Below are 22,791 nucleotides of genomic sequence, written 5' to 3' on the forward strand. Positions count from 1 at the left end.
CCCGCGCCGCGACCCCGCCTAGCGTCCTGGCGAGTGACCGGAAGCGACCGGCACGAGCAGGCTCCGAGTACGGAAGGACGGGGATCCAGGTGGCAGCGCACCGCAGGCCACGGCGTCCCGCGAGCGGCGGGGCGGCGCGCACCGCCGCCACCCTCACCCTCGCGGGCGCGGCCACCGCGACCGGCCTGGGCGGCGGTACCGGCCACGCCGCTCCTCAGCCGACGCCGGCGCAGGTCAGGGCCAAGGTGGACAAGCTGTACCAGCAGGCCGAGGTCGCCACCGAGAAGTACAACGGCGCCCAGGAGAAGGCCGACGCCGCCGAACGGCGCCTGGAGCGGCTGCGGGACGAGGTCGCCCGCAAGGAGGACCGGCTGAACTCGACGCGGGAGGAGCTGGGTTCGGCCGCCGCGGCCCAGTACCGCGGCGGTGGCCTCTCGCCGGCCCTGCAACTCGCCCTCTCCGCCGACCCCGACGGGTATCTCGACGGAGCCGCCTTCGTCGAACGGGCGGGCAGCCGGCAGGCGGCCACCGTGCGCCGGGTGCGCGAGGAACTGCGGGAGATCGAGCAACTGCGCGGCGCCGCTCGTGTCGAGGTGGCCTCGCTGACGTCGCGCCGGGCCGAGCTGAAACGCCACCGCGAGACCGTCACCGGCAAGCTGGGGGCCGCCCGCCGCCTGCTGTCCGGGCTGACCGCCGGGGAACGAGACCGCGTCGGACACGGCACGGGCGAGCGCGCCTCCCGCGCCTCGGCGGGTCCCCGGGCCGGCCTCACCGCCGCGGCCCAGGCGCCCGACTCCCGCTCCGCCGCGGCCGTCGCCTACGCCCACCAGAAGCTCGGCAGCCCCTACGTGTGGGGCGCGACCGGCCCGAACGCCTTCGACTGCTCGGGCCTCACCCAGGCCGCCTACCGCGCCGCCGGCGTCTCACTGCCCCGCACGACCTACGCCCAGATCGACGCGGGCCGCCGCGTCTCCCGCTCCGAACTGCTCCCCGGCGACCTGGTCTTCTTCTACTCCGGCATCAGCCACGTCGGCCTCTACGTCGGCGACGGCATGATGATCCACGCCCCGAACCCCTCGGCGCCGGTCCGGCTCGCCCCGGTCGACCAGATGCCGTTCGCCGGGGCGACGCGGGTGGTGTGACCTCCCCGCGGCCGGGTCAGACCAGCCGGCGGGCCGTCGCCCAGCGGGTCAGCTCGTGCCGGTTGGACAGCTGGAGCTTGCGCAGGACCGCCGAGACGTGGGACTCGACCGTCTTCACCGAGATGTACAGCTGCTTGGCGATCTCCTTGTACGCGTAGCCGCGGGCGATCAGGCGCAGCACCTCGCGCTCGCGCTGGGTCAGGCGGTCCATGTCCTCGTCCACCGGAGGGGCGTCGGTGGAGGCGAACGCGTCGAGGACGAACCCGGCCAGCCGCGGGGAGAAGACGGCGTCGCCCTCCTGGACGCGGAAGACGGAGTCGATCAGGTCGGTCCCCGTGATCGTCTTGGTCACGTAGCCCCGGGCGCCGCCCCGGATCACGCCGATCACGTCCTCCGCCGCGTCCGAGACGGACAGGGCGAGGAAGCGGACGGGCTGTTCGGCGTCGCTCATCAGCGGGGCGCACCGGCGCAGCACCTCGACCCCGCCGCCGCCCGGGAGATGGACGTCCAGGAGCACGACTTCGGGCCGGGTCGCGGTGATCACCGTGACGGCCTGGTCGACGTCGGCGGCCTCGCCGACGACCTCGACCCCCGTCTGCGCGGTCTGGCCGATCTCGGCCTGGACGCCGGTGCGGAACATGCGGTGGTCGTCGACGAGCACCACGCGTACGTGCCTCTCCGCCGCGCCGTCCGTCTCGGTCGGGTCGCTCATGACGTGTTCTCCGCCCTCTCCATCTCCAGCTCGACCTCCGTGCCGCCGTCCGGCACCGCGCGCAGCCGCGCCGTGCCGCCGTTGCGCTCCATACGGCCGATGATCGATTCTCTGACGCCCATGCGGTCCGCGGGTATCGAGTCGAGGTCGAAGCCCGGTCCCCGGTCCCGGACGGACACGAAGACCGTCCTGCCCTCGACTTCGGCGAAGACCTGCACGGCGCCGCCCTCGCCACCGTACTTGGCCGCGTTCACCATCGCCTCGCGTCCGGCCTGCATCTGTGCGCTGATCTTCTCGTCGAGCGGGCAGTCGCCGACGACCACGACCTCGATGGGGACGCCGTGCTTGTCCTCGACCTCGGCGGCATTGCGCTTGACGGCTTCGGCGAGGGTGGTGGGCTCGTCGTCCTCGTCCTTGCCGTTGCCCTCCGGCTTGTAGAGCCAGGCGCGCAGGTCGCGCTCCTGGGCGCGGGCCAGCCGGCGCACCTCGCCGGGGCTCTCGGCGTTGCGCTGGATCAGGGTCAGGGTGTGCAGCACCGAGTCGTGCACGTGGGCGGCGACCTCGGCGCGCTCCTGCGCGCGGATGCGCATCAGCCGCTCCTCGGAGAGGTCCTGCGTCATGCGCACCAGGTAGGGGCCGGCGAGGAGGGTGATCCCGACGAGGACGGCGAGGGCCGCCTGGAGAACGGAGCCGAGGTGCGCGGCCGAACCCTGGAGGACGAAGATGCCCGTGACCCCGGCCGTCACCAGCAGCACGCCGGCCACCGAACGCAGCAGGGTGACGGTGCGCCGGTGGCGGCCCACCTCGGCCCAGCGGGCCCGGCGGGCGTTGTCCGCCTGGCGCCACACGAGGGCGACGCCGGCACCGACCAGCACGGTCGGCCACAGGTAGGCCTTGGCTCCGCCGCCGAGGTCGACGTTGCCCACGAACACGAGGGCGACGACGACCATGAGGAGCAGGGCGACGATCTGGCCCTTGTCCGGCTTGCGGGCGACGAGTCTGCGGCGGCCGTCCGGCGCGGTCTCGGAGGTGACGAGCGAGGGTGGCTTCTGGGCGTCGACGCCGCCGATGCCCAGCGGCACGAAGAACCAGAAGGCCGCGTACAGCAGCGCACCCAGGCCGTCGGCCATGAAGAAGCCCACGAAGGCGAACCGCACCCAGATGACGGGCAGGCCGAGGTGCCCGGCGAGCCCCCGCGCCACGCCACCGAGCCAGCGTCCGTCACCGCTGCGGTAGAGCTTGCGCGGCGGCCGCGGTTCGGCGACTGGTGCTGTGGCGGCGTCCGGCATGACACCGATGGTCACACGGCCCCGGGAGCGCGGGCATCAGGGTCGGCCCCCGAGACTCCCCTGATCTTCGGTCCGGGGCGGCCTCGAACGCTCCCCCGGCAAGGCGTCAGGGCCGATATCAGGGTCCGACCAGGGTCGAACCGACTGCCGTCACGGCGCCGCGCCCGTCACCATGGACGCATGACAGATCACGAGCACGCCGCGACGGGTCCGGGACCCGGCTCCGGCCCACGCCCGCCACGGGGCGCCGGGCCGCAGGGTGCCGCGCCCGCCGCGGAGGCGGCGGGTGCCGCGGGTGGCACAGGTGCCGCGGGTGCCGCGGGCCCCGCGGCCGGCTCGGGCTCCTCCGCCGGCCCGGACGTCCCCGAGCCGCCCCCCTCGTTCCGGCGCGATCGGCGGCACAAGACGTTCGCCGGGGTGTGCGCCGGTCTCGGGCGGCAGTGCGACATGGACCCGGTGATCTTCCGCATCACGCTCGCGGTGCTCTCCGCCACCGGCGGCATCGGCCTCATCTTCTACGGCTTCGCCTGGCTCTTCGTCCCCTACGACGACGAGGACGAGAACGAGGTGCGCAAGCTGCTCACCGGCCGGGTCGACGGCCAGGCGCTGGCGGCCGTGCTGTTCGCCCTGGTCGGCTGCGGGGTCCTGCTGACCATGCTGAACAACGGCGGGGTACTGACCTTCGCCGTCGTGCTCTCCCTCCTCCTCGCGGGCGCCGGCTACTGGTCGCGGCACCGCAAGACACCCGATCCCGACCCCCTCGCCGCCCAGGCCGTCGCCGACGCCCCGCCGGAGGCCCAGGCGCCGCCGATCATGTTCACGTGGCCCTCCTGGTGGCGCGAGCCCATCGTCAAGGACGGCACGCGCGTCGGCGGGACGGGGTACCTGTGGGGCCCGTCGGACTCCGAGGACCGCGACATCGCGGCGGCCGTCAACATCGGCCGTGGCGTCCCGGGCGGCGGCCACGCCGGCGGGTGCGACCGGCGCCCGCGGCCACCGCAGCCGCGCGGCCCGCACGGGATCGGCGGCTGGGTCTTCCTCCTCGCCCTGCTCGCCGGATTCCTCGGCACCCGGCTGACCTGGGACGACCAGCCGCTCGGCACGAGTCTCCAGGCCGGACTCGCCTGTGCGCTCGCCGTCCTCGGCATCGGCATCGCGGTCAGCTCCTTCCTGGGGCGCACGGGCGCCGGTTCGATCTTCCTGGCGATCGTCACGGCCGGCCTGCTGGCCGGTTCGGCGGCCGTCCCCGAGGACGTCGGCACCGACTGGGTCCGGCGCACCTGGGAGCCCACGACGGCGGCCGGTGTGCGCGACCAGTACGACATCGGGGCCGGCACCGGCACCCTCGACCTGTCCGGGCTGGACCTGGCCGCGGGGCAGACGGTGACCACGCGGGCCGACGTGGGCGTGGGCCGCGTACGGGTGGTCGTGCCGCAGGACATGACGGTCCGGTTGAACGTCGAGGTGGGCGTGGGCGACATCCAACTGCCCGGCGACGACGAGAAGGACGTGGACGTGGCACCGGGCAAGCACAAGGAGATCACCCTGTCCCCCACCGCGGGCGTCAAGGCCGTCGGCACGCTCGACCTCGACCTCCAGGTCGGCGTCGGGCAGGCGGAGGTGTCCCGTGCTGCGTCATAGCTTCCAGCCCGGACGCCTGGTCGCCGGCCTCTTCCTGACCGCGGCGGGCGTCGTCTACGCCGGTGAGACGGGCGGTCTCTGGCAGACGCCGTGGTTCGTGGTGATCCCCCTCGTCATGGGCGGCCTCGGCCTCGCGGGCGCGGTCGGGGTCGTGGCCCGCTCCGCGCACCGGCGCCGCGGGGCGCTCCGCGAGGACGCCGACGAGCCGGGGACCGGCCTCTCCGGCTAGCCGCGGTGTCCGTCGCCCGTCCCGCGCCGTCGCCGGGTACGCAGGGCGGCGTCCAGGGACAGCAGCGGGGCACCCGCGAGGACGAGCGGCGTCCAGGCCATGAGGTAGGCGAGGTCGTTGCCGTAGTAGTAGGGGTCGGACGCCCAGCTGACGGTCAGCCACAGGCTCAGCGAGATCAGCGCGCCGCCGAGGGCCGCCAGACGGGTCAGCAGGCCGAGCAGCGTGCCGATGCCGACGGCCAGTTCGCCGAGGGCGATGGCGTAGCCGAAGCCGGCCGGGCTCTCCAGGGCCAGGTCGACCAGGGACGGGATGGCCGAGGAGTCGCGGACCGCGCGCATCATGTCGCCGACGGAGCCGGCCCCGGCGTCCTTCATGAAGGCGCTGTCGGTGAGTTTGTCCAGCCCCGCGTAGACGAAGGTGACGCCCAGGAAGATCCGCAGGGGCAGCAGGGCGTACCGGGTGGCGTGGTCGCGCCAGTCCCCGCCGCCGCCCGGAGGTGAGGGGTACGCGTCCGTCCGCATGCCGTGAGCCATCACTGCCAGCCGCCTCTCACCCGCGTGCCGAGCCTCCGTCAACAGTCCATACGTACGACGCGGAAGCCCGGCTCAATCCTCCGCCGGCCGGGATCTTCCTGTCGGTTTCGACAGGCGGCCGACGCGGCGAGGGGGTGCTCAGTCGGTGACGTCGATCGCGTACCGGTCGGTCTCCACGCCCGCGGCGGTGACCACCTGGACGTCGACCCGGCCCGGCTCGACGTCGGCGGGGACCGGGACGGTCAGCAGGTCGTCCGCGGGGTTGCTGAAGCCGCCGGTGACGGGGACGAGCGGCACGTGGACGTTGACCGCCCCGATGCGGACGACCATCCGGGAGAGGCGGTCCGCGCGCTGGGCGCCCGGGGGTACGAATCCGGCGCCGCGGATCTCGATGTCGTCACCGGTGCGGATCGGCGCGTCCAGGTCGCCGGCCTCCCGCGCCCGGACCACGGAGAGGATGACGGGCCGGCCGCCCTCCGCGTACTTGCCGGCCACGTAGGTCGCCGCCGACACCAGCACCACGACGGCCAGCCCCCAGGGCAGGTCGGGCAGTTGTTCCGGACGCCGGGCCAGCCGTACCGCCGCGAACACCAGGGCGACAGCGCTGATCACCACGTACTGGATGTCGGCGAAGGTCCCGCGTCCGGCGTCGTCCGTCAGCAGGTCGGCGGCGCGCGGCCGGTCCGCCCGCACCTTCTGCAGCCGCCGCCCCAGCACCCGCAGCCCGACCACCCGCCGCACCAGGACCGCAATCCCGCACACCACCGCGAGCACCGTCACCGCCCCGGCGCCGCGGGCCAGTTCCAGACCGGAGATCAGCGCGTCCCGCCGCTCGCCGTCCGAGGCCACGGCCAGCTGTCCGGCCAGCACCAGGACCGCGTACGCGACGAACAGCACCCAGACCGCGGCCACGGCCCGGGACGTGGACAGGCGGTTGTCCTCACCGATGACCGGCGCCAGCGCGCCGCCCCGCGCCCGGTGGAACCACGACGCGGCACTCAGCGCGCCCGCCACGACCAGCGCGGCCGCGAGCCCGGCGGTGCGCGCCGCCGTCCATCCGGCACCGATCGCGCTGAGCGCCTGCACGAGGAGCAGCAGCACGACCGCGCCCCACGCGACGGCCGCGGTGCGCCGGCCGAGGCCCGCCAGCCATGCCTCGCCCTCGGCGCGACCCCGTTCAGCGACGACTTCCGCGGACTGGGTCAGTTCCTCCGAGACCCACTGCCGGGAGGCGGAGGCCGAGTGGGCCACGGCGGCCGGCAGCCCTTGCCCGGCCGCGAACTCGTCCCGCCGCTCAAGGAACGCGGCCACCGCCCGGCGGTGCCCCTCGCGGGCCCCGTGGGGGCAGTCCCCACAGGTGCAGCCGCCCCCGTGCGCCGCCTCGTACGCGCCTTTGTCCGAGCCGCTCCCGCGTCTCGCCTCCTGCACCGCCACGCCCGACGCCCGCCTTCCCGAACTCCCGCGAAACCCAGCAACGACCCCTGCGGCAGTGCCGCAGTCCCCCGCGGCCTTACCCGCAAGTCCCGTGGGGCGCACGCGAATTGTGCCGCACATGGCGCCCCGCGCACCGGGCGGCCCCGGTCCGCTCTGCTCAGGGCGAGTGACACGGGGACCTCCGTGTTGACCCGGCTGCGAGAATCCCGTTGTGGCCGAGATCATCCAGCGCGACGGGACCTGGGCGTTCGACGGCGGCACGGTTCGGATCACGCCGGGGCTGCACCGCTCGGTGTCGCCGTTCCGGCAGGCCTACGGAGAGGTCTCGGTGCCGTTGGAGGCCGTCGCGGGCATCGCGCTGGCACCGGACCGCAGGCGAGGGTGGCTGCGTCTGCGGCTGCGCGAGGGCGCCGATCCCCTCCTGCGTGCCACCGGCGGCCGGCTGCCCGACGCGGCGAACCCCTACCGGCTGTGGGTGGAGGCCGACCGCGGCTCGGTCGCCGAGTACGTCGCCGAGGAGATCCGCCGGGCCCTCCTCCTCGACCGGATCCCGAAGGGGCCCACCGAGGCCTATCTGCTGCCCGGACCGCCGGTGCCGGTCTCGGTGCGCTCCTCGGACGGCACGGTCTCCTTCGACGGGGCCCGGGTGCGGATCGACTGGGCCGACACCTCCGAGCGGGTCAAGCGCGCCGCCGGTCCGCGGACCGTCGGCCTCGGTGATCTGGCCCGGGTCGAGTGGCTGCCCACCTCCGGGTCCGAGGGCGGCTTCCTGCGCTTCGTGACCCGGGGGGCGCCGTCCCCCGGGCTGCCTCCGCGGCAGGACCCGTACGCCCTGGACCTGTGGGGCAGTGCCCGCCGTGATCTGCTCACCGCGCTGATCGCGACCGCGGTCACGGCGCGGCTGCCGCATCCGTCGGCCCGGCTGCCCCGGGCCGCCGTACCGCGCCCGGCGGGCCCTCATGACGTCCTGCTGCGCCGGCTGCGCGAACTGGGCGAGCTGCATCGCGGCGGCGTCCTGACGGACGAGGAGTTCGCGCGGACGAAGGCCGCCGTGCTGCGGTGCTTCTGAACCCGTCCGCGCCGGCCCCGGTGACGCTCAGTCCAGCAGGTCCGGCTCGCTGCGGCTGATCTCCTGCCACAGCGGCTGGTAGTTGATCCACGCGACCAGGTCCCCGCCGAGCTGCTCCCGGGTCGCCACCGCCTGCCGGTGGCCGATCAGCACCGGCCGGCCCGCCGCCCGGGCCGTCAGCTGCACCTGGCAGGACCGCTCCATGGACAGGAACCACCAGGCCGCCGCGTCCACCGACCCGCCGACCGTCAGCAGCCCGTGGTTGCGCAGCACGAGTGCCTTGCCGGAACCCAGCACCTCGGCGATGCGCCGTCCCTCCTCGGCGTCGACGGTGACACCGGAGTAGGTGTCGTACAGCGCGTGGTCCTCGTAGAAGGCGCAGCTCTCCTGGGTGATGGGGTCGAGGAGGTCGCCGAGGGCCGCCAGCGCCCGCCCGTGCACCGAGTGGCAGTGGGCGACCGCGACGACGTCCGGGCGGGCGGCGTGGACCCGGGAGTGCACGGTGAAGGCGGCCTGGTTCACGTGGTGGCGGCCCTCGATCACCTGCCCGTCGGAGTTGGCCAGCACCAGGTCGCCCACCGTGATGTGCCCGAACGGCATACCGAACGGGTTGACCCAGAAGCAGTCGCTGTACTCGGGGTCGCGGGCCGTGATGTGGCCCGACACCCCGTCCTCGAAGCCGTACCGGCCGAAGAGCCGCAGCGCGCCCGCGAGACGCTCCTTGCGGTGCCGGCGTTCCTCCTCGACCGAGTCGTGCATCGGCGGCATCGCGAACCGCAGTTTCTCGGTGGGCAGCGGCGGGGGCGGCGTGGCCCCGGGCGTCCCGTCCATGTGTCCTCTGTCCTTCGGCGCCGGACCGGCACTGGATGTGCCTTAGGGCCGGAAGTTACCGGCGGTGCGGCCGGGACGACAGACACGGGGGCCATACCCGACACGAGGTGTCCCCTTTCGGGGCCACACTCACCGTATGACCCAGAACACCACGACGGACTGGTCGTCCTTCGCGGGCGCCGAGCCCGCGCTGGCGGCCACCGTGGAAGCCCGCTTCGGCGCGTACACCCACCACGTCCTCGCCACCCTGCGCAAGGACGGCTCGCCCCGTACCAGCGGACTGGAGGTGCGTTTCCTGAGCGGCGGCCTGTGGCTCGGCATGATGCCGGGCTCGGTGAAGGCGCTCGACCTGCGGCGCGATCCGCGGTTCGCGTTGCAGGCGAACCCGGGGGACGGCACCGGCATGGGAGGCGGGGACGTGCGGATCTCGGGACGGGCGGTCGAGGTCGAGGACCCCGCGGTCCGGGCGGGGTACGTGAAAGAGGTGGAACCGCCGGAGCCGTTCCACCTCTTCCGTACCGAGCTGACGGAGGTCGTGCGGACCTACGTGGAGGACGACGCGTATCTGGTCGTCCAGGTCTGGCAGCCCGGGAAACCCCTGCGCACCCTCAGGCGCACCTAGGCAGGGGTCACTCCCACTCGATGGTCCCCGGCGGCTTCGACGTCACGTCGAGGACGACCCGGTTGACGTCCTTGACCTCGTTGGTGATCCGGGTGGAGATCTTGGACAGCACGTCGTACGGCAGCCGGGACCAGTCGGCCGTCATCGCGTCCTCGGAGGAGACCGGGCGCAGCACGATCGGGTGGCCGTAGGTGCGGCCGTCGCCCTGGACGCCGACCGAGCGGACGTCGGCGAGGAGCACCACGGGGCACTGCCAGATCTCGCGGTCGAGGCCGGCCGCGGTCAGCTCCTCGCGGGCGATGGCGTCGGCCGCCCGGAGCAGGTCGAGCCGCTCCTCGGTGACCTCGCCGACGATGCGGATGCCCAGACCCGGGCCCGGGAACGGCTGGCGCTGGACGATCTCCTCGGGCAGGCCCAGTTCCTGGCCGACCATCCGGACCTCGTCCTTGAACAGCTTGCGCAGCGGCTCGACGAGCTCGAACTCGATGTCGTCCGGGAGCCCGCCCACGTTGTGGTGGGACTTGATGTTGGCGGTGCCGGTGCCTCCGCCGGACTCGACGACGTCCGGGTAGAGGGTGCCCTGCACGAGGAAGGCGACCTCGGGGCCGTCCTCCCGCATGATCTCCAGCTGGGCCTGCTCGAAGACCCGGATGAACTCGCGGCCGATGATCTTCCGCTTCTCCTCGGGGTCGGAGACCCCGGCGAGCGCCTTGAGGAACCGCTCCTGGGCGTCCACGACCTTCAGCTGCACGCCGGTCGCGGCGACGAAGTCCTTCTCGACCTGCTCGGTCTCGCCCTGGCGCATCAGGCCGTGGTCGACGTAGACACAGGTCAGCTGGGAGCCGATGGCCTTCTGGACGAGGGCGGCGGCGACCGCGGAGTCCACGCCGCCGGACAGGCCGCAGATGGCGCGCTTGTCGCCGACCTGCTCGCGGATGGCCGCGACCTGCTCCTCGATGACGTTGCCCGTGGTCCAGTCCGGGCGCAGGCCCGCACCCCGGTACAGGAAGTGCTCCAGCACCTGCTGCCCGTGCGTGGAGTGCATCACCTCGGGGTGGTACTGGACGCCGTAGAGCTTCTTCTCGTCGTTCTCGAAGGCGGCGACCGGGACGACGCTCGTCGAGCCGGTGACGGTGAAGCCCTCGGGGGCGGCGGAGCAGGCGTCGCCGTGCGACATCCACACGGCCTGCTCGGCGGGGGTGCCCTCGAAGAGGGTGGAGGACGGCTTGGAGACCGACAGGTCGGTGCGGCCGTACTCGCGGGCGCCGGAGTTGTCGACGGTGCCGCCGAGGGTCTGCGCCATCAGCTGGAAGCCGTAGCACATGCCGAAGACGGGGACACCGGCCTCGAACAGGGCGCGGTCGATGGTGGGGGCGCCCGGCTCGTACACCGACGAGGGGCCGCCGGAGAGGACGATGGCCGCCGGGTTCTTGGCGAGCATCTCCTCGACCGGCATGGAGCTCGGCACGATCTCGCTGTAGACCCGCGCCTCGCGGACACGACGGGCGATGAGCTGGGCGTACTGCGCGCCGAAGTCGACGACCAGGACGGTGTCGGGGGCGGCGGCAGCGGGAGTCGCTGATGACACGGGGTGCCTTCCGGCGGTCGGGCGGGGGTCTTGTACTGCCGATTCTACCGAGACGGGCAGGTGGCCCGTCCCGCCCGCGGCCCCGGGGGGCGACCGCGCTCCCCGCGTCTCACGATCCGAACCGGCTTGGACACCGTGCGTCGCCGGGGCATACTGGGCCCATGCTCACGCACCAGACCTTCCTGTTTACCTATGGCAACCGGCCCGCCGGCTGCCATGGTCGTGCTGCTTGAGCAACTGACAAGCGACTTCCCAGGCGCCCCGGGCCGACAAGGCCCGGGGCGTCTGGCGTCTTGGGGGCCTGTCGGCCAGGGGCACCGCCCCACCTCGGCGAGGAGACCCCGACATGACCGTCACCGCAGCAGACGCCACCGCGACAGCCCTGACCGCGACCGAGAGGACCGGCGCCCGCACCAGTGAGGCCGCCGGTGTGATCACCGGTGCCCGGGAGCGCATCGACGCCCTGGACGACCGGATCATCGGGCTGATCCAGGAGCGGATGGCCGTGTCCGCCGTCATCCAGGAGGCGCGGATCACCTCCGGCGGCCGGCGGGTGAACCTCTCCCGCGAGATGGAGGTCCTCGACCACTACCGGGCGGCGCTGGGCAAGCCGGGTACGGGGCTGGCGATGACGATGCTGGAGCTGTGCCGCGGGCGCGTCTGAGGCCCGCACGCGTCCGAGCGTCGCATCCGCGTTCGGATCCCGACTCACCCGTACGGCGCGTGACCGGGACGCCGACGGCTTCGTTGGTCCCGGTGTCCGTGTCATCCAGGGGCGGGCCCGAAAGAACCACGCGTGGCTCGCTGGAGCGATGAGACGTACGGATCGTGCCGCACGTGGGACCTCGCTCCAGGGAAGTGACCGGACGGCAGGGGACAGCAGCCCGGTCACCCAGAGAACGGTCGGCTCCGGGGACGCCCGGAGCCGGCCGACGGAACAGGTCCGCGCCCGAGTCCCCCGCGCGACCCACTCGATCGCACTGCCTCCGAGGCAAGCGGCGCAACCCCCCGGCGCCGCTCCCCAGGCACCGGCGCTGCCCTGACGCCGGTGCTGGCTGAGGAAGGGCCCCGTGGCACCAGCCCGCGGGGCCCTTCGCCGTGCCGCCCCCCGGTCGTGCATGCCGCTCCCCGGTCGTGGGTGACGCAATGGGTGACGCACGTTACATAAAAGTTCTGTGAGTGACGGACAACCATTCACAGCTTTCACTGATCAAACAGGCCACACAGAACGAACCACGGGCCACACCCGCGCCCCACACGCGGAGGCCTCCCGACCCTCCCGTGCCGCACGCGCGGCACGCCGGACACCTCGAGGTCTTCATGAAGCTTCGTCGCGCCGTGGCCGCCGCGGCCGTCACCGCGGTGATGGCCCCGGTGGCGCTGCTCGCTGCACCGGCCGCCCACGCGACCGGCGACACGCCGTCGTCCCCGCCCGCGAGCAGTGCCGAGAGCACGCCCACGACCGGCGCTCCGTCCCCCGGCGCGTCCGAGAGCGAGACCGCTCCCGCGCCGGGTGACACGACGAGCGGTTCCCCGAGCGGCTCCCCGGGCACGACGGCGCCCGAGAGCACGGCCCCCGGGACCACGGCGCCCGGGACCACGGCGCCCGGCACCTCGACGCCGCCCGCCTCGCCGTCCCCGAGCACCTCGGCGCCCGAGGAGACGGAGACCCCCGACCCCGAGCCGTCCGTGTGCGAGGACAGCAAGGTCGATGTCGCCATGAGCGGACTGCCCGGCAGCATCGCGGTGGGCAGCGGCTGGCACGAGTTCTCGCTGACCGTGGCGAACAACTCCGGCTCCACGCTGCGGGACCTCGAATACCTGGCCGGTGCCTCCGCCGACCTGGACGGCGTGGAGCTGTTCGAGAGCAGGAAGGTCAGCCTCCAGGCCTGGAACCCCGAGGACGGGAGCTGGGAGGAGCTCGACGAGTTCGGGTACGCGGTCGGCTACATCGGTTACACCGACGAGCTGGCGCCCGGCTACGAGGTCGACATCGCGATGCGGATCAACGTGCGGGCCGACGCCCCGGTCGGCGCCGGCTTCACGCTGGGCGCGACGATCTACGGGGACGCGGACGGTGAGTGCACCGGCTTCGGTGACGTCGCCTACGAGTTCCGGATCGTGGCCGCCGGCACGGACACCGAGGGCACCGAGCCGCAGGAAGGCGGCAAGGCACCGGTGGCCGTCGAGAAGCCGGCCGCCGGGACGCCCGAGGTCACCGGCGCGCTCGCCGAGACCGGCGCCGGTTCGGCGCTGCCGATGATCGGGCTCGTCGGCGGGCTCGCCCTCGTCGTCGGCGGCGGCGCGGTCTTCGCGGTGCGCCGCCGCAAGGCCGGTACCGAGGCGTAGCCGCCGGTACGGCCCACCGGACGGGAAGGACCTGCGCTCGGAGGGGGGCGCAGGTCCTTTCGCCGTCCGGTCCGCGCTACTCCTTCGGCGGCACCGCCGGCATCCCCAGGAACGGCAGCCGCAGCGCGCCGAAGGCCTCCGCCGGGACCGCCGGGGCCTTGGGCTCGACGGGGGCCAGGCGCTCGTACGCCGTGCCCTGGGCCGGCCTCGGGTCGCTCTCGCCCTTGTTCGGCCAGTAGGACATCGCCCGCTCGGCCTGCGCCGTGATGGTCAGCGACGGGTTGACGCCCAGGTTCGCGGAGACCGCGGCGCCGTCCACGACCGAGATGCCGGGGTGGCCGTAGAGCCGGTGGTACGGGTCGATGACGCCGGTCTCGCGGGAGGCGCCGATCGGGCAGCCGCCGAGGAAGTGGGCGGTGAGCGGGGTGCCCATCAGCTCGCCGACGTTGGAGCCCGCGAAGCCGTTGATCTCGGCGGCGAGCGCGGAGGCCCCCTCCGTGGCCGCCTTGATCTGCTTGGGGTTGGGCGAGCCGTGCCCCTGGTGGGCGGTGAGCAGGCCCTTGCCGACGCCGCTCGGTTTCAGGTGCGTGGTCAGCGAGTTGTCCAGGGACTGCATGACCAGGCCGATGATGGTCCGCTCCGACCACTTGCGGTTGGACAGCGAACGCAGCACCAGCAGCGGGTGCTTGGCCGCGTGGCCCAGGAAGCCCAGGACACGGGCGGCGCCGGACGCGGTCTGACCGGCGTAGGGGACCTGGAGGATGGACAGGCTGCCCATCGAGTTGGAGCCCTTGCCGTAACGGACCGGCTCGATGTGGGTGTTGGCGTCCGGGTGGATGGAGGACGTGATGGCGACGCCGCGGGTGAAGTCGGCCCGGGGTTCGCCGGTGGCCCTGCGGTAGCGCCGGTCGTCGGTCTGGGCACCGACCAGGGCCTCGGAGTTGGTGCGGGTCAGGTCGCCGAGCCGGTCGGACAGGTGCGGGAGCTGACCGCCGGCCTTCATGCGGTGCAGCAGCGTCTGGGTGCCGTAGGTGCCGGCGGCCACGACCACCCGGCGGGCCGTGAAGGTGCGGCCCGCCCCCTTCTTGCGGCGGTCCGTGGGCAGGGTGGCGAGGGCGAACCCGCCGCGCGAGTCCTCGGTGACCGAGAGGACCGTCGTCATCGGGTGCACCACCGCTCCGGCCCGCTCGGCGAGGTACAGGTAGTTCTCGTTGAGGGTGTTCTTCGCGCCGAGGCGGCAGCCGGTCATGCACGAACCGCACTCGGTGCAGGCCTGCCGCTCGGGGCCGGCGCCGCCGAAGTAGGGGTCCGGCGTCTTCTCGCCGGGCTTCGCCTTCGCCGTGCCGTCGGCGTCCTCACCGTCGCCGAAGAAGACGCCGACCGGCGCCATGTGGAAGGTGTCGCCCACGCCCATCCGCTCGGCCGCCGCCTTCAGGTGGACGTCGGACGGGGTCATCGTCGGGTTCAGCCGGACCCCGAGCATGCGCCGGGCCTGGTCGTAGTACGGCGTCAGCTCCTCGTGCCAGTCGGTGATGTCGCGCCACTGGGGGTCCTCGAAGAAGGGCTTCGGCGGCACGTAGAGGGTGTTGGCGTAGTTCAGGGAACCGCCGCCCACCCCGGCGCCTGCCAGGACCATGACATTCCCGAGCAGGTGGATGCGCTGGATGCCGAACATGCCGAGCCTGGGGGCCCAGAGGTAGTTCTTCAGGTCCCAGGAGTTCTTCGGCAACGAGTCGCGGGTGAAGCGGCGGCCGGCTTCCAGGACGCCGACGCGGTAGCCCTTCTCGGTGAGCCGGAGGGCGGACACGGAGCCGCCGAACCCCGAGCCCACGACGACCACGTCGTAGTCGTACCCGTTCTCGTCCCGGGTCCGGACGGTCTTCTCCTGCGGCACGTGCTCTCCTCGTCGAGAACGGGGTGGACTGAGGGCCTGGGGCGGCCTGGGTGGCCTGGTGGGTCCGGTGGTCTAGCGGAAGCGGAACGCCTTCATCAGGCGCAGGCTGCGGCTCATGAACGCCGCGTACTTCTCGTCGTCCATGCCCAGCGAGGGCGCCATCGGCAGCAGCCGCTGGTGGGCGACGGTCTGCGACTCGGTGTACTTGAGGATGCCCTCGGAGCCGTGCCGGCGGCCTAGGCCGGACTCCTTCATGCCGCCCATGGGCGACTGGACGCTGCCGTACGCCGAGGCGTAGCCCTCGTTGATGTTGACGGTGCCGGTGCGCAGCCGGGCGGCGACCTCGCGGCCGAGGCGGGCGTTCGTCGTCCAGACCGAGGAGTTCAGCCCGTACGGCGTGGCGTTGGCGCGCTCGACGACCTCGTCCACGTCCGAGAAGCGGTACACGGAGACGACCGGGCCGAAGGTCTCCTCGCAGCACAGGGTCATGGTCTCCGTGACCCCGTCGAGGATGGTCGGCTCGTAGAAGTACGGGCCGATGTCGGGGCGGGCGACTCCGCCCGCGACGATGCGGGCGCCCTTGGCGACGGCGTCCTCCACGTGCCGCTTGACGGTCTCCAGCTGGTGCCCGCTGACCAGCGAGCCCATGTCCGCGCCGTACGCCAGGGCGCTGCCCAGCCGCATCGCGCGGGCGCGGGCGGCGAAGCGGTCGAGGAAGGCGTCGGCGACCGACTCGTGGACGTAGAGCCGCTCGATGGAGACGCAGAGCTGGCCGGCGGAGGAGAAGCACGCGCGGACCGCGCCCGCGGCCGCCTTCTCGATGTCGGCGTCCTCCAGGACCAGCATGGCGTTCTTGCCGCCCAGCTCCAGCGAGACGCCGACCAGGCGGTCCGCGGCGACGGTGGCGACCTCGCGGCCGGTGCGGGTGGAGCCGGTGAAGGAGACGTAGTCGCCGTGCTTGACGACCTCGGGTCCGATGACGGGACCGACGCCGATGACGGCCTGGAGGACGTCGGCGGGCAGCCCCGCCTCGATCAGCAGGTCGCGGGCCCACAGCGCGGTGAGGCAGGACTCGGTGTCGGGCTTCATCACGACGGCGTTGCCCGCGACGAGCGCCGGCAGGGCGTCGCCGACGGAGAGTTCGAGGGGGTAGTTCCAGGGCACGATCTGGCCGACGACCCCGCGCGGGTGGCGCAGCTCCGTGACCTTCGTCAGCGTCGGCACCGCGCCGGTGTGCCGCTTGGGCCGCAGGTACGCGGGGGCCTTGCGGCCGTAGTGCCGGGCGGCGACCGCGACGGCCTGGACCTCCTCGTGGGCGTGCAGGCGGGCCTTGCCGGTCTCCAGCTGGATCAGGTCGAGCACCTCGGCCTGGCGCTCCAGCACCAGGTCGTGGAAGCGCAGCAGGACGGCGGCGCGCTGCCGTACCGGGGTGCGGGCCCAGACGGCCTGGGCGGCGCGGGCCAGCTCGAAGGCGTGGGCCACGTCCTCGGGTGTCGACTCGGGCAGGTCGGCCAGCTTCTCGCCGGTGAACGGCGAGTGGTTGGCGGTGCGGCCGGAGCCGGCCACGCCCTTGGTGAGCTGGGCGACCAGCTCGGGTGTCACCACGTCGGCAGCGGTACGGGCACCCGCGGGGGCGGGGGCCAGGGGGTTCGTGCCGGTGATTTCCGGGGCCTGCGCATCCGTCATGAGCCGCAGGGTATGCCGCCGCGCGAGCTTTGTGTACCCGTCGGTAATGGGGATTCACCGAGTGCTCACACACCGCCAGTGATCACTGGCAACAAACGTGCTGATCAGGGAGTTGGGGACGGCTACGCGGAAGGGCCGGACCTGATCGCGTCCCGTCGGTCCGGCGCGGGCCGACGGGTGCCGGCCACCTCCCGCAGGTGCCGCTCGACCTCCTGCGCGTCCGGTCGCCCCGCCCCGTCCCCGGCCCGCAGCGATGCGATCAGCGGGCCGAGCGGTGCGGCGGGCGCCCGGTCACCGACGGCGGTGCGCAGCAGGTCGCCCAGTGAGCGCAGGTCCGCCTCCGGACCGGCGCCCCGGTGGGGGCTCTCGTCCGGTGCACGGGCCGTCCCGAAGTCGGTGAGCACGACCCGGCCGTGCGGGCCGAGCAGGACCTTCGCGGGCCTGACCGCGCGGTGCACGATGCCGACGGCGTGCGCCGCCCGCAGGGAGCCGAGGACCGCGAGGCCGATACGGGCCGCCTCCGGGGCCTCCACCGGACCGCGCCGGAGCACCTCGTGCAGGGACTCGCCGGGGACCCACTCCATGACGATCCAGGGCAGTCCGTCGAGCCCGGCCTCCTCCACGACCACGTCGTGGATGCGCACGGCCGCCGGGTGGTCGACCCGGGCGGCGGCCCGTGCCTCGCGGTAGAGGCGGTGCGCGGCCCGGCGGTAGGCCTCGTCCTCCGGGTCGCCGGGGAGCCTCGGCCGTTTGACGGCGACCTCCCGTGCCGCGCGTTCGTCGAACGCCTGCCAGACGGTCCCCGAGGCACCGGCACCGACGCGCCGCCGCAACCGGTACCGTTCGCCGACCAGACGGCCCTGGGCTTCCATCAGAGCTTGTCGACCTCCCAGTTGGCGACGACGGTCCGGGCGATGTCCCATCCCTCGTCGGCGAAGTAGCCCTTGCGGGGGTAGTCGATCGAGACCTTGTACATGTCGCCGTTGCCCGCCCGGTAGTAGACGATGCGGAACTCGCGCTCGCGGGGGTTCTGCGTGTCCGCGGTCGTGTAGGCGATGGTGTTCTCGGCGGCCTTGCCGCCCTCGTACTCGGTGGCGACCGGTTCGCCCCTCGGGGCGGGGGTGTCGGCGAAGTTCCAGGAGTACTCGCCGTCCTTGAGCACGTCCCAGTCCGCCCAGGCATTGGCGATCGCGGAGTCGGGGATCCGGTTCTCCGTGTCGTCGGCCTTGATGTCGCGGTCCACGTGGACGACGACCGCGCCGCTGGGGTCGGCGAACGACTCGTCGGTGCCGTCCCAGTCGTCGGCGTGCTTCTGCTTCACGAACGCGGTGGGCACCGCCACGCCCATGCCGAGCTTCGCGCCGAGTTCCTGCTTCTTCCAGCCCTCGGGCAGCGGCCCGGCGAAGGGGTCCGCGATCACCAGGTACGACGCCACCGTGGCCAGGGCGACCGCGGCACCGAGGGTGATCCACGCGTTGCGGCCCAGCCGGACGCCCCACCGGGACACGGGCGCCGCGCCCGGTCCGTCGACCCGCACGACCTGGGTGGGGGCCGGGGCGGGCGGGTTCGCGGCGGCGTCCAGCAGGGCGCGGACCCGGACGGCGTCCGGGCGGCGCGCCGGGTCCTTGTCCAGCAGGCCGGTGATCACCTCGGCCAGCGGTCCCCGCGCGGAGGCCGGCGGCGCCGGTGCGGCGTTGAGCACCGACTGGAGCGTAGCGGGGGTGTTGCTGCGGCGGAACGGCGAGACGCCCTCCGTCGCCGCGTACAGCACCACGCCCAGCGACCACAGGTCGCTCGCCGGGCCGGGGCGCTGGCCGAGCACCCGCTCCGGGGCGATGTACTCGGGGGAGCCGACGAAGCCGCCGGTGTCCGTCAGGTTGGTCTCGCCCTCGATCCGGGCGATGCCGAAGTCGGTGAGGACGACCCGGTCGTGCCGGCCGAGCAGCACGTTGTCCGGCTTCACGTCCCGGTGCAGGACGCCTGCCGCGTGCGCGGCCTCCAGCGCGCCGAGCACCTCCAGGCCGATCCTGGCCGCCTCGCGCGCGCCCAGCGTTCCCTCCTGCAGCGCGTCACCCAGCGAACGGCCCCGCACCAGCTCCATCACGATCCACGGCTGGTCGTCCACCACCGCCACGTCGTGCACGTTGACCACGGCGGGGTGGTCGAGCCGGGCCGCCGCGCGCGCCTCGCGACGCATCCGTTCGAAGGCGTTGTCCCGTTCACGCTCGGGAAGATGATCGGGTACGCGAGGTTCCTTGACGGCGACTTCACGGTCCACCGTCTCGTCCTTCGCCCGCCACACGGTGCCCATGCCGCCGTGTCCGAGCTTGGCCATCAGCCGGTAGCGTCCCGCGATGAGCCGCCCGGCGCCCGGCTCACCCACGTCCGCCGGCGCGGGCCCTGCCGGGGTCCGCGGCGGTACGACCTGGGTGGGCGCCGCGTACGGATTGCCGGGATGCGGCACCGCGGCGGGCGGGTTCGGCGGTTGCAGCCCAAAACTCGTCGGCTCGTCCGAGCCCTTGCGCGGTCCCCCGTTGCTGCTCATGGCTCCATCCTTATCTCGCCCGGCGGGTCCGCATCCACCACCCGTGCGCCTCGGTCACAGACCCGTGACGCGTCGCGCCGCTTATCTCCCGTTTGGGTGCGGTGCGACGGGCGACCCGGCGCCGGGCGGCGACGCGGAGGAGGCCGTGGCGGTCCACGTCGGGCCCGTGGTCGGCGTCACGGGCGCCGAACTCGTCGGCGTACCGCCCCCGCCGCCGTCGGCGTCCGCCAGCAGCGCCGCCGCCGCGACACCCGCGCCCGCCGCCGCGACCACCAGCAGCACCGCCATGAGCACGCCCCGCGTCACCTGCCGGGGCCCGCCGGGCCGGGGCGGCGGGGGCGTGCGCCCGGTGGCCAGGAAGGCGCGCAGCATCCGCTCCGCCTCGGCCGCGTCCAGCCGCCGCTCGGGGTCGCGTTCCAGCAGCCCCCGGACGACGGGCAGGATCGGCCCGGCCTGTGCGGGCGGCCGGATCTCCTCGGTGACCACCGCGTGCAGGACGCCGCCCAGCGAGTCCCGGTGGAAGGGCGAGGCGCCGCTGAGCACCGCGCAGAGCAGCACGCCCAGCGACCACAGGTCGGACTCCGGTCCGGTCCCGGCACCGGACATCCGCTCCGGCGCGGTGTACTCGGGGGAGCCGACGAAGGAGCCGCTCTCGGTGAGCGTGGTGGCGCCCGCGACCTGGGCGACACCGAAGTCGGTGAGGACGACCCGGCCGTCCTCGGCGATCAGCACGTTGGACGGCTTCACGTCCCGGTGCAGGATGCCGGCGGCGTGCGCGGTGCCCAGGGCGTCGAGCAGGGCGACGCCGATCCGGGCGGCCTCGGTGGCGTCGACCGGGCCGTGGCCGAGGACGCGGTCGGCGAGCGAGCCGCCGTCGACCAGTTCCATGACCATGTACGCGCGTTCGTCGTCCTCGACGACGTCGTGCACCACGATGACGTGCGGATGCCTCAGCTGCGCCACCGCTTGGGCCTCGCGCAGGGTGCGCTCCCTGCGCCGCCTGGCCTCCGCCGCGGAGAGGGTCTCGTCCAGCGGGAGCACCTTCACGGCGACCTCGCGGGCGAGCAGTTGGTCGGTGGCCCGCCACACGATGCCCATGCCGCCGCGGCCGAGCCGTTCATGGAGCCGGTAACGGCCCGCGATGACACGCCCGCCCGCCCCCTCGGTCACCATGCGTCCCATCATGCCCGACCGGACGTGGCGGCTCCGTGTCACCGTCCCACGGGTGGCCGACAACCGACGGGTACCCGGGCGGCGTCGCGGCGGCCGCGGACGGTGTCCGCCACGGGTCTCAGCCGGTCCGCTCCTGCCAGCTCTGCAGCACCGCCGTGAACTGCCGCCGGGTGACCGGCCAGTCGCCCGTGGGCCCCGACATGTTGAGGGCGTACTCGGCCCCGCCCCGGGACAGGTACGTGTGGACGACGCCGCTGCGCGGCCCGGGGAAGGGGGTGTCCTTCGCCAGCGCGGTCCAGGTGTACTCCCACCGGGCGCTGTCGCGGTCCCGGTAGGTGGTGCGCTCCAGGGTGACGCGCCGGTAGTCGACCAGCCGCTGGAGCTGCGCCTCCAGGTCGAGCTGGTGTGCGTAGGGGTCGTTGTAGTCGGGGGCGGTGTCGACGGAGATGCGGATGAAGTGCTCGCCGCCGTCGGGGGTGTAGTCGACCTGCCGGAGTTCACCCTCGTCGTCGAAGGCCTCGCGCTTCCAGTCCTCGGGCAGGTAGAGGCTGAAACCCAGCGGGTCGTCGCGCCGCACCCAGTCGGCCGGTACGGACCCGCCGGGGTCCCTCCCGGTGGCGGAGCCGGAGGGCGAGGAGGACGTCGAGGGGGTGGGCCCGGGCCCGGCCTGCGAGCCGCCCCCGTCGCGCTGTTGCAGGACGACGGCGGTGCCCGCGCCGATGAGCGCGGCGACGGCGACGATCCCCACGACCATGCGCAGCCGGCCGCGCCGGGGACCGCGGGACCCGGTCGTGCCCACCGGTCCGGGCGGCGCGTACCCCGCCGCCGTGGGGCCCGTGGGGACGCTCCCCGCGGGCGGGGCGCCCGGCGCGTGTCCCGGCACCGGGTGTGCGCTCGCCGTGGGGCCGACGGCCGGGTGGCCGAACGTCGTCGGGCCGGTCACCGGCGGGTACGGCGTCGCGTCGGCCGGTTCCGGTGTCAGCGGAGTCCCCGGCGCCCCCGGCGCCCCCGGCGCACCCGGCGTCCCCTGGTGGAGCGTGTCGCCCTGCCGTGCCGGGCCCGTGTACTGGGTCGGCACGTACGCCTGGGCCGCGTCCGGCCGGCGTCCCTCCGCCGCCTGGGCGAGCATGTGCTCGGCCTCGGTCATGTCGGGCCGCGCGTCCGGGTTCTTGCGGAGCAGCGCGCTGATGACGGGCGCGAGCGGACCGGCGTGCCGCGGCTCGGAGGCCTCCTCCTCGACGACCGCCTGCATGGTGGTGAGCGGCGAGGTCCGGCGGAACGGCGACCTGCCCTCCACCGCCGTGTACAGCGTCGCGCCGAGCGCCCACAGGTCGGAGGCCGGGCCGGGGTCGTGGCCCCGGACGCGCTCGGGCGCGAGGTAGTCGACCGAACCGACGACCTCGCCGGTCCGGGTGATCGTGCTGTCGCCCTCGATCTGCGCGATGCCGAAGTCGGTGAGCAGCACCCGTCCGTCGTCGGCGAGCAGCACGTTGCCGGGCTTGACGTCGCGGTGCAGCACGCCGGCGGTGTGGGCGGCGCGCAGTGCCCGGAGCACCCACAGGCCGACGCGGGCCGCCTCGCGCGGGTCGACCCGCTCCTCCTCCTTGACGGCGTCGGCCAGGGAGCGGCCCTCGACCAGCTCCATCACGATCCACGGCCGGCCGTCGTGTTCGAGTACGTCGTGCACGGTGACGACGGCCGAGTGGTTGATCCGCGCCGCCGCGCGCGCCTCGCCCCGGGTACGCGCCAGGAGGATCGCCTGGTCGCTCTCCGAGACGTAGAGCGCGGCGGTCAACTCCTTGATGGCGACGGCCCGGTGCAGCACCTCGTCGTGGGCGCGCCACACCCGGCCCATGCCGCCGCTGCCGATGGTGTCGCCGAGCCGGTAACGGCCCGCCACGAGCCGGCCCTGCATCTGATTCACGTTGCCCCGCAATGGTCTTGTCAGGGTCAGACTAGGGACCGGTCCCTGTTCGGGGAACGGGTGGGGTGGTACGGAAACCGCTCTGTGACGGTTGTCGCTTTCCGTCCCGGAGGGCAACCATCGGGCCGAA

General features: G+C 73.7%; 18 protein-coding genes and 1 pseudogene. 7 read left to right on the plus strand and 12 right to left on the minus strand.

Annotation, left to right across the window (positions count from 1 at the left end; genetic code table 11):
* Positions 1-89: 89 nt before the first annotated feature.
* Positions 90-1,142 (plus strand): C40 family peptidase, encoded by a 1,053-nt coding sequence (locus tag ACZ6EG_RS14230; RefSeq protein WP_469604526.1) that lies wholly within the window; start codon positions 90-92, stop codon positions 1,140-1,142.
* A gap of 16 nt (positions 1,143-1,158) precedes the next feature.
* Here the strand turns inward: ACZ6EG_RS14230 and ACZ6EG_RS14235 are convergent, their stop codons facing one another.
* Entirely contained in the window at positions 1,159-1,854 is a 696-nt protein-coding gene (locus ACZ6EG_RS14235) for a LuxR C-terminal-related transcriptional regulator (protein ID WP_469604529.1), read from the minus strand.
* A complete protein-coding gene (locus ACZ6EG_RS14240; RefSeq protein ID WP_469604531.1) occupies positions 1,851-3,143 on the minus strand; it encodes an ATP-binding protein in 1,293 nt (430 codons plus the stop codon). The genes ACZ6EG_RS14235 and ACZ6EG_RS14240 overlap by 4 nt, the downstream gene beginning before the upstream one ends.
* Positions 3,144-3,323: 180 nt before the next feature.
* On the opposite strand from ACZ6EG_RS14240, the gene ACZ6EG_RS14245 reads away from it, so the two are divergent.
* Positions 3,324-4,784 (plus strand): PspC domain-containing protein, encoded by a 1,461-nt coding sequence (locus tag ACZ6EG_RS14245; RefSeq protein WP_469604534.1) that lies wholly within the window; start codon positions 3,324-3,326, stop codon positions 4,782-4,784.
* Positions 4,771-5,013 carry a hypothetical protein gene (locus ACZ6EG_RS14250; RefSeq protein ID WP_469604537.1) on the plus strand — a complete coding sequence of 81 codons (243 nt, stop codon included), beginning with the start codon at positions 4,771-4,773 and terminating at the stop codon, positions 5,011-5,013. The genes ACZ6EG_RS14245 and ACZ6EG_RS14250 overlap by 14 nt, the downstream gene beginning before the upstream one ends.
* On the opposite strand, the gene ACZ6EG_RS14255 is transcribed toward ACZ6EG_RS14250, so the two are convergent.
* Together ACZ6EG_RS14255 and ACZ6EG_RS14260 are read right to left on the minus strand one after the other, a co-directional pair.
* Positions 5,010-5,534 carry a DoxX family membrane protein gene (locus ACZ6EG_RS14255; protein WP_391969910.1) on the minus strand — a complete coding sequence of 175 codons (525 nt, stop codon included), beginning with the start codon at positions 5,532-5,534 and terminating at the stop codon, positions 5,010-5,012. The genes ACZ6EG_RS14250 and ACZ6EG_RS14255 overlap by 4 nt on opposite strands.
* A gap of 150 nt (positions 5,535-5,684) precedes the next feature.
* Positions 5,685-6,980 (minus strand): hypothetical protein, encoded by a 1,296-nt coding sequence (locus ACZ6EG_RS14260; protein WP_469604540.1) that lies wholly within the window; start codon positions 6,978-6,980, stop codon positions 5,685-5,687.
* A 211-nt stretch (positions 6,981-7,191) separates the two neighbouring features.
* Between ACZ6EG_RS14260 and ACZ6EG_RS14265 the strand changes: the two genes are divergently transcribed.
* Entirely contained in the window at positions 7,192-8,049 is an 858-nt protein-coding gene (locus ACZ6EG_RS14265) for a DUF4429 domain-containing protein (protein WP_469604543.1), read from the plus strand.
* Positions 8,050-8,076: 27 nt separating this feature from the next.
* On the opposite strand, the gene ACZ6EG_RS14270 is transcribed toward ACZ6EG_RS14265, so the two are convergent.
* Positions 8,077-8,880, minus strand: coding sequence for a class II aldolase/adducin family protein (locus ACZ6EG_RS14270; RefSeq protein WP_391969913.1), 804 nt, complete (start codon positions 8,878-8,880; stop codon positions 8,077-8,079).
* A gap of 136 nt (positions 8,881-9,016) precedes the next feature.
* On the opposite strand from ACZ6EG_RS14270, the gene ACZ6EG_RS14275 reads away from it, so the two are divergent.
* Entirely contained in the window at positions 9,017-9,502 is a 486-nt protein-coding gene (locus ACZ6EG_RS14275) for a pyridoxamine 5'-phosphate oxidase family protein (RefSeq protein WP_391969914.1), read from the plus strand.
* A 7-nt stretch (positions 9,503-9,509) separates the two neighbouring features.
* Here the strand turns inward: ACZ6EG_RS14275 and guaA are convergent, their stop codons facing one another.
* Complete coding sequence (guaA, locus tag ACZ6EG_RS14280) at positions 9,510-11,090, minus strand: glutamine-hydrolyzing GMP synthase (RefSeq protein ID WP_383641399.1); 1,581 nt, start codon at positions 11,088-11,090, stop codon at positions 9,510-9,512.
* A 346-nt stretch (positions 11,091-11,436) separates the two neighbouring features.
* Between guaA and ACZ6EG_RS14285 the strand changes: the two genes are divergently transcribed.
* Entirely contained in the window at positions 11,437-11,754 is a 318-nt protein-coding gene (locus ACZ6EG_RS14285; protein ID WP_391969915.1) for a chorismate mutase, read from the plus strand.
* 656 nt (positions 11,755-12,410) lie between these two features.
* Positions 12,411-13,439, plus strand: a complete 1,029-nt coding sequence (locus ACZ6EG_RS14290; RefSeq protein ID WP_391969916.1) for an LPXTG cell wall anchor domain-containing protein — start codon at positions 12,411-12,413, stop codon at positions 13,437-13,439.
* A gap of 76 nt (positions 13,440-13,515) precedes the next feature.
* On the opposite strand, the gene ACZ6EG_RS14295 is transcribed toward ACZ6EG_RS14290, so the two are convergent.
* The 6 genes and pseudogenes from ACZ6EG_RS14295 to ACZ6EG_RS14320 form a co-directional block, all read right to left on the minus strand.
* Positions 13,516-15,333, minus strand: a complete 1,818-nt coding sequence (locus ACZ6EG_RS14295; RefSeq protein WP_391969917.1) for a GMC oxidoreductase — start codon at positions 15,331-15,333, stop codon at positions 13,516-13,518.
* 72 nt (positions 15,334-15,405) lie between these two features.
* Positions 15,406-17,019, minus strand: a complete 1,614-nt coding sequence (locus ACZ6EG_RS14300; RefSeq protein WP_391969918.1) for a succinic semialdehyde dehydrogenase — start codon at positions 17,017-17,019, stop codon at positions 15,406-15,408.
* A 155-nt stretch (positions 17,020-17,174) separates the two neighbouring features.
* A pseudogene (locus tag ACZ6EG_RS14305) lies at positions 17,175-17,891 on the minus strand (serine/threonine-protein kinase); the annotation flags it as partial.
* Complete coding sequence (locus ACZ6EG_RS14310) at positions 17,891-19,564, minus strand: serine/threonine-protein kinase (protein WP_469604551.1); 1,674 nt, start codon at positions 19,562-19,564, stop codon at positions 17,891-17,893. The gene ACZ6EG_RS14310 and the pseudogene ACZ6EG_RS14305, both read right to left, overlap by 1 nt.
* A gap of 81 nt (positions 19,565-19,645) precedes the next feature.
* On the minus strand, positions 19,646-20,737 hold the full coding sequence (locus ACZ6EG_RS14315) for a serine/threonine-protein kinase (protein WP_391969921.1): 1,092 nt from the start codon (positions 20,735-20,737) through the stop codon (positions 19,646-19,648).
* Between the two features lie 118 nt (positions 20,738-20,855).
* A complete protein-coding gene (locus tag ACZ6EG_RS14320; RefSeq protein ID WP_469604554.1) occupies positions 20,856-22,652 on the minus strand; it encodes a serine/threonine-protein kinase in 1,797 nt (598 codons plus the stop codon).
* Positions 22,653-22,791 lie beyond the last annotated feature (139 nt).

It is taken from the genome of Streptomyces sp. NPDC041968, assembly GCF_055589025.1.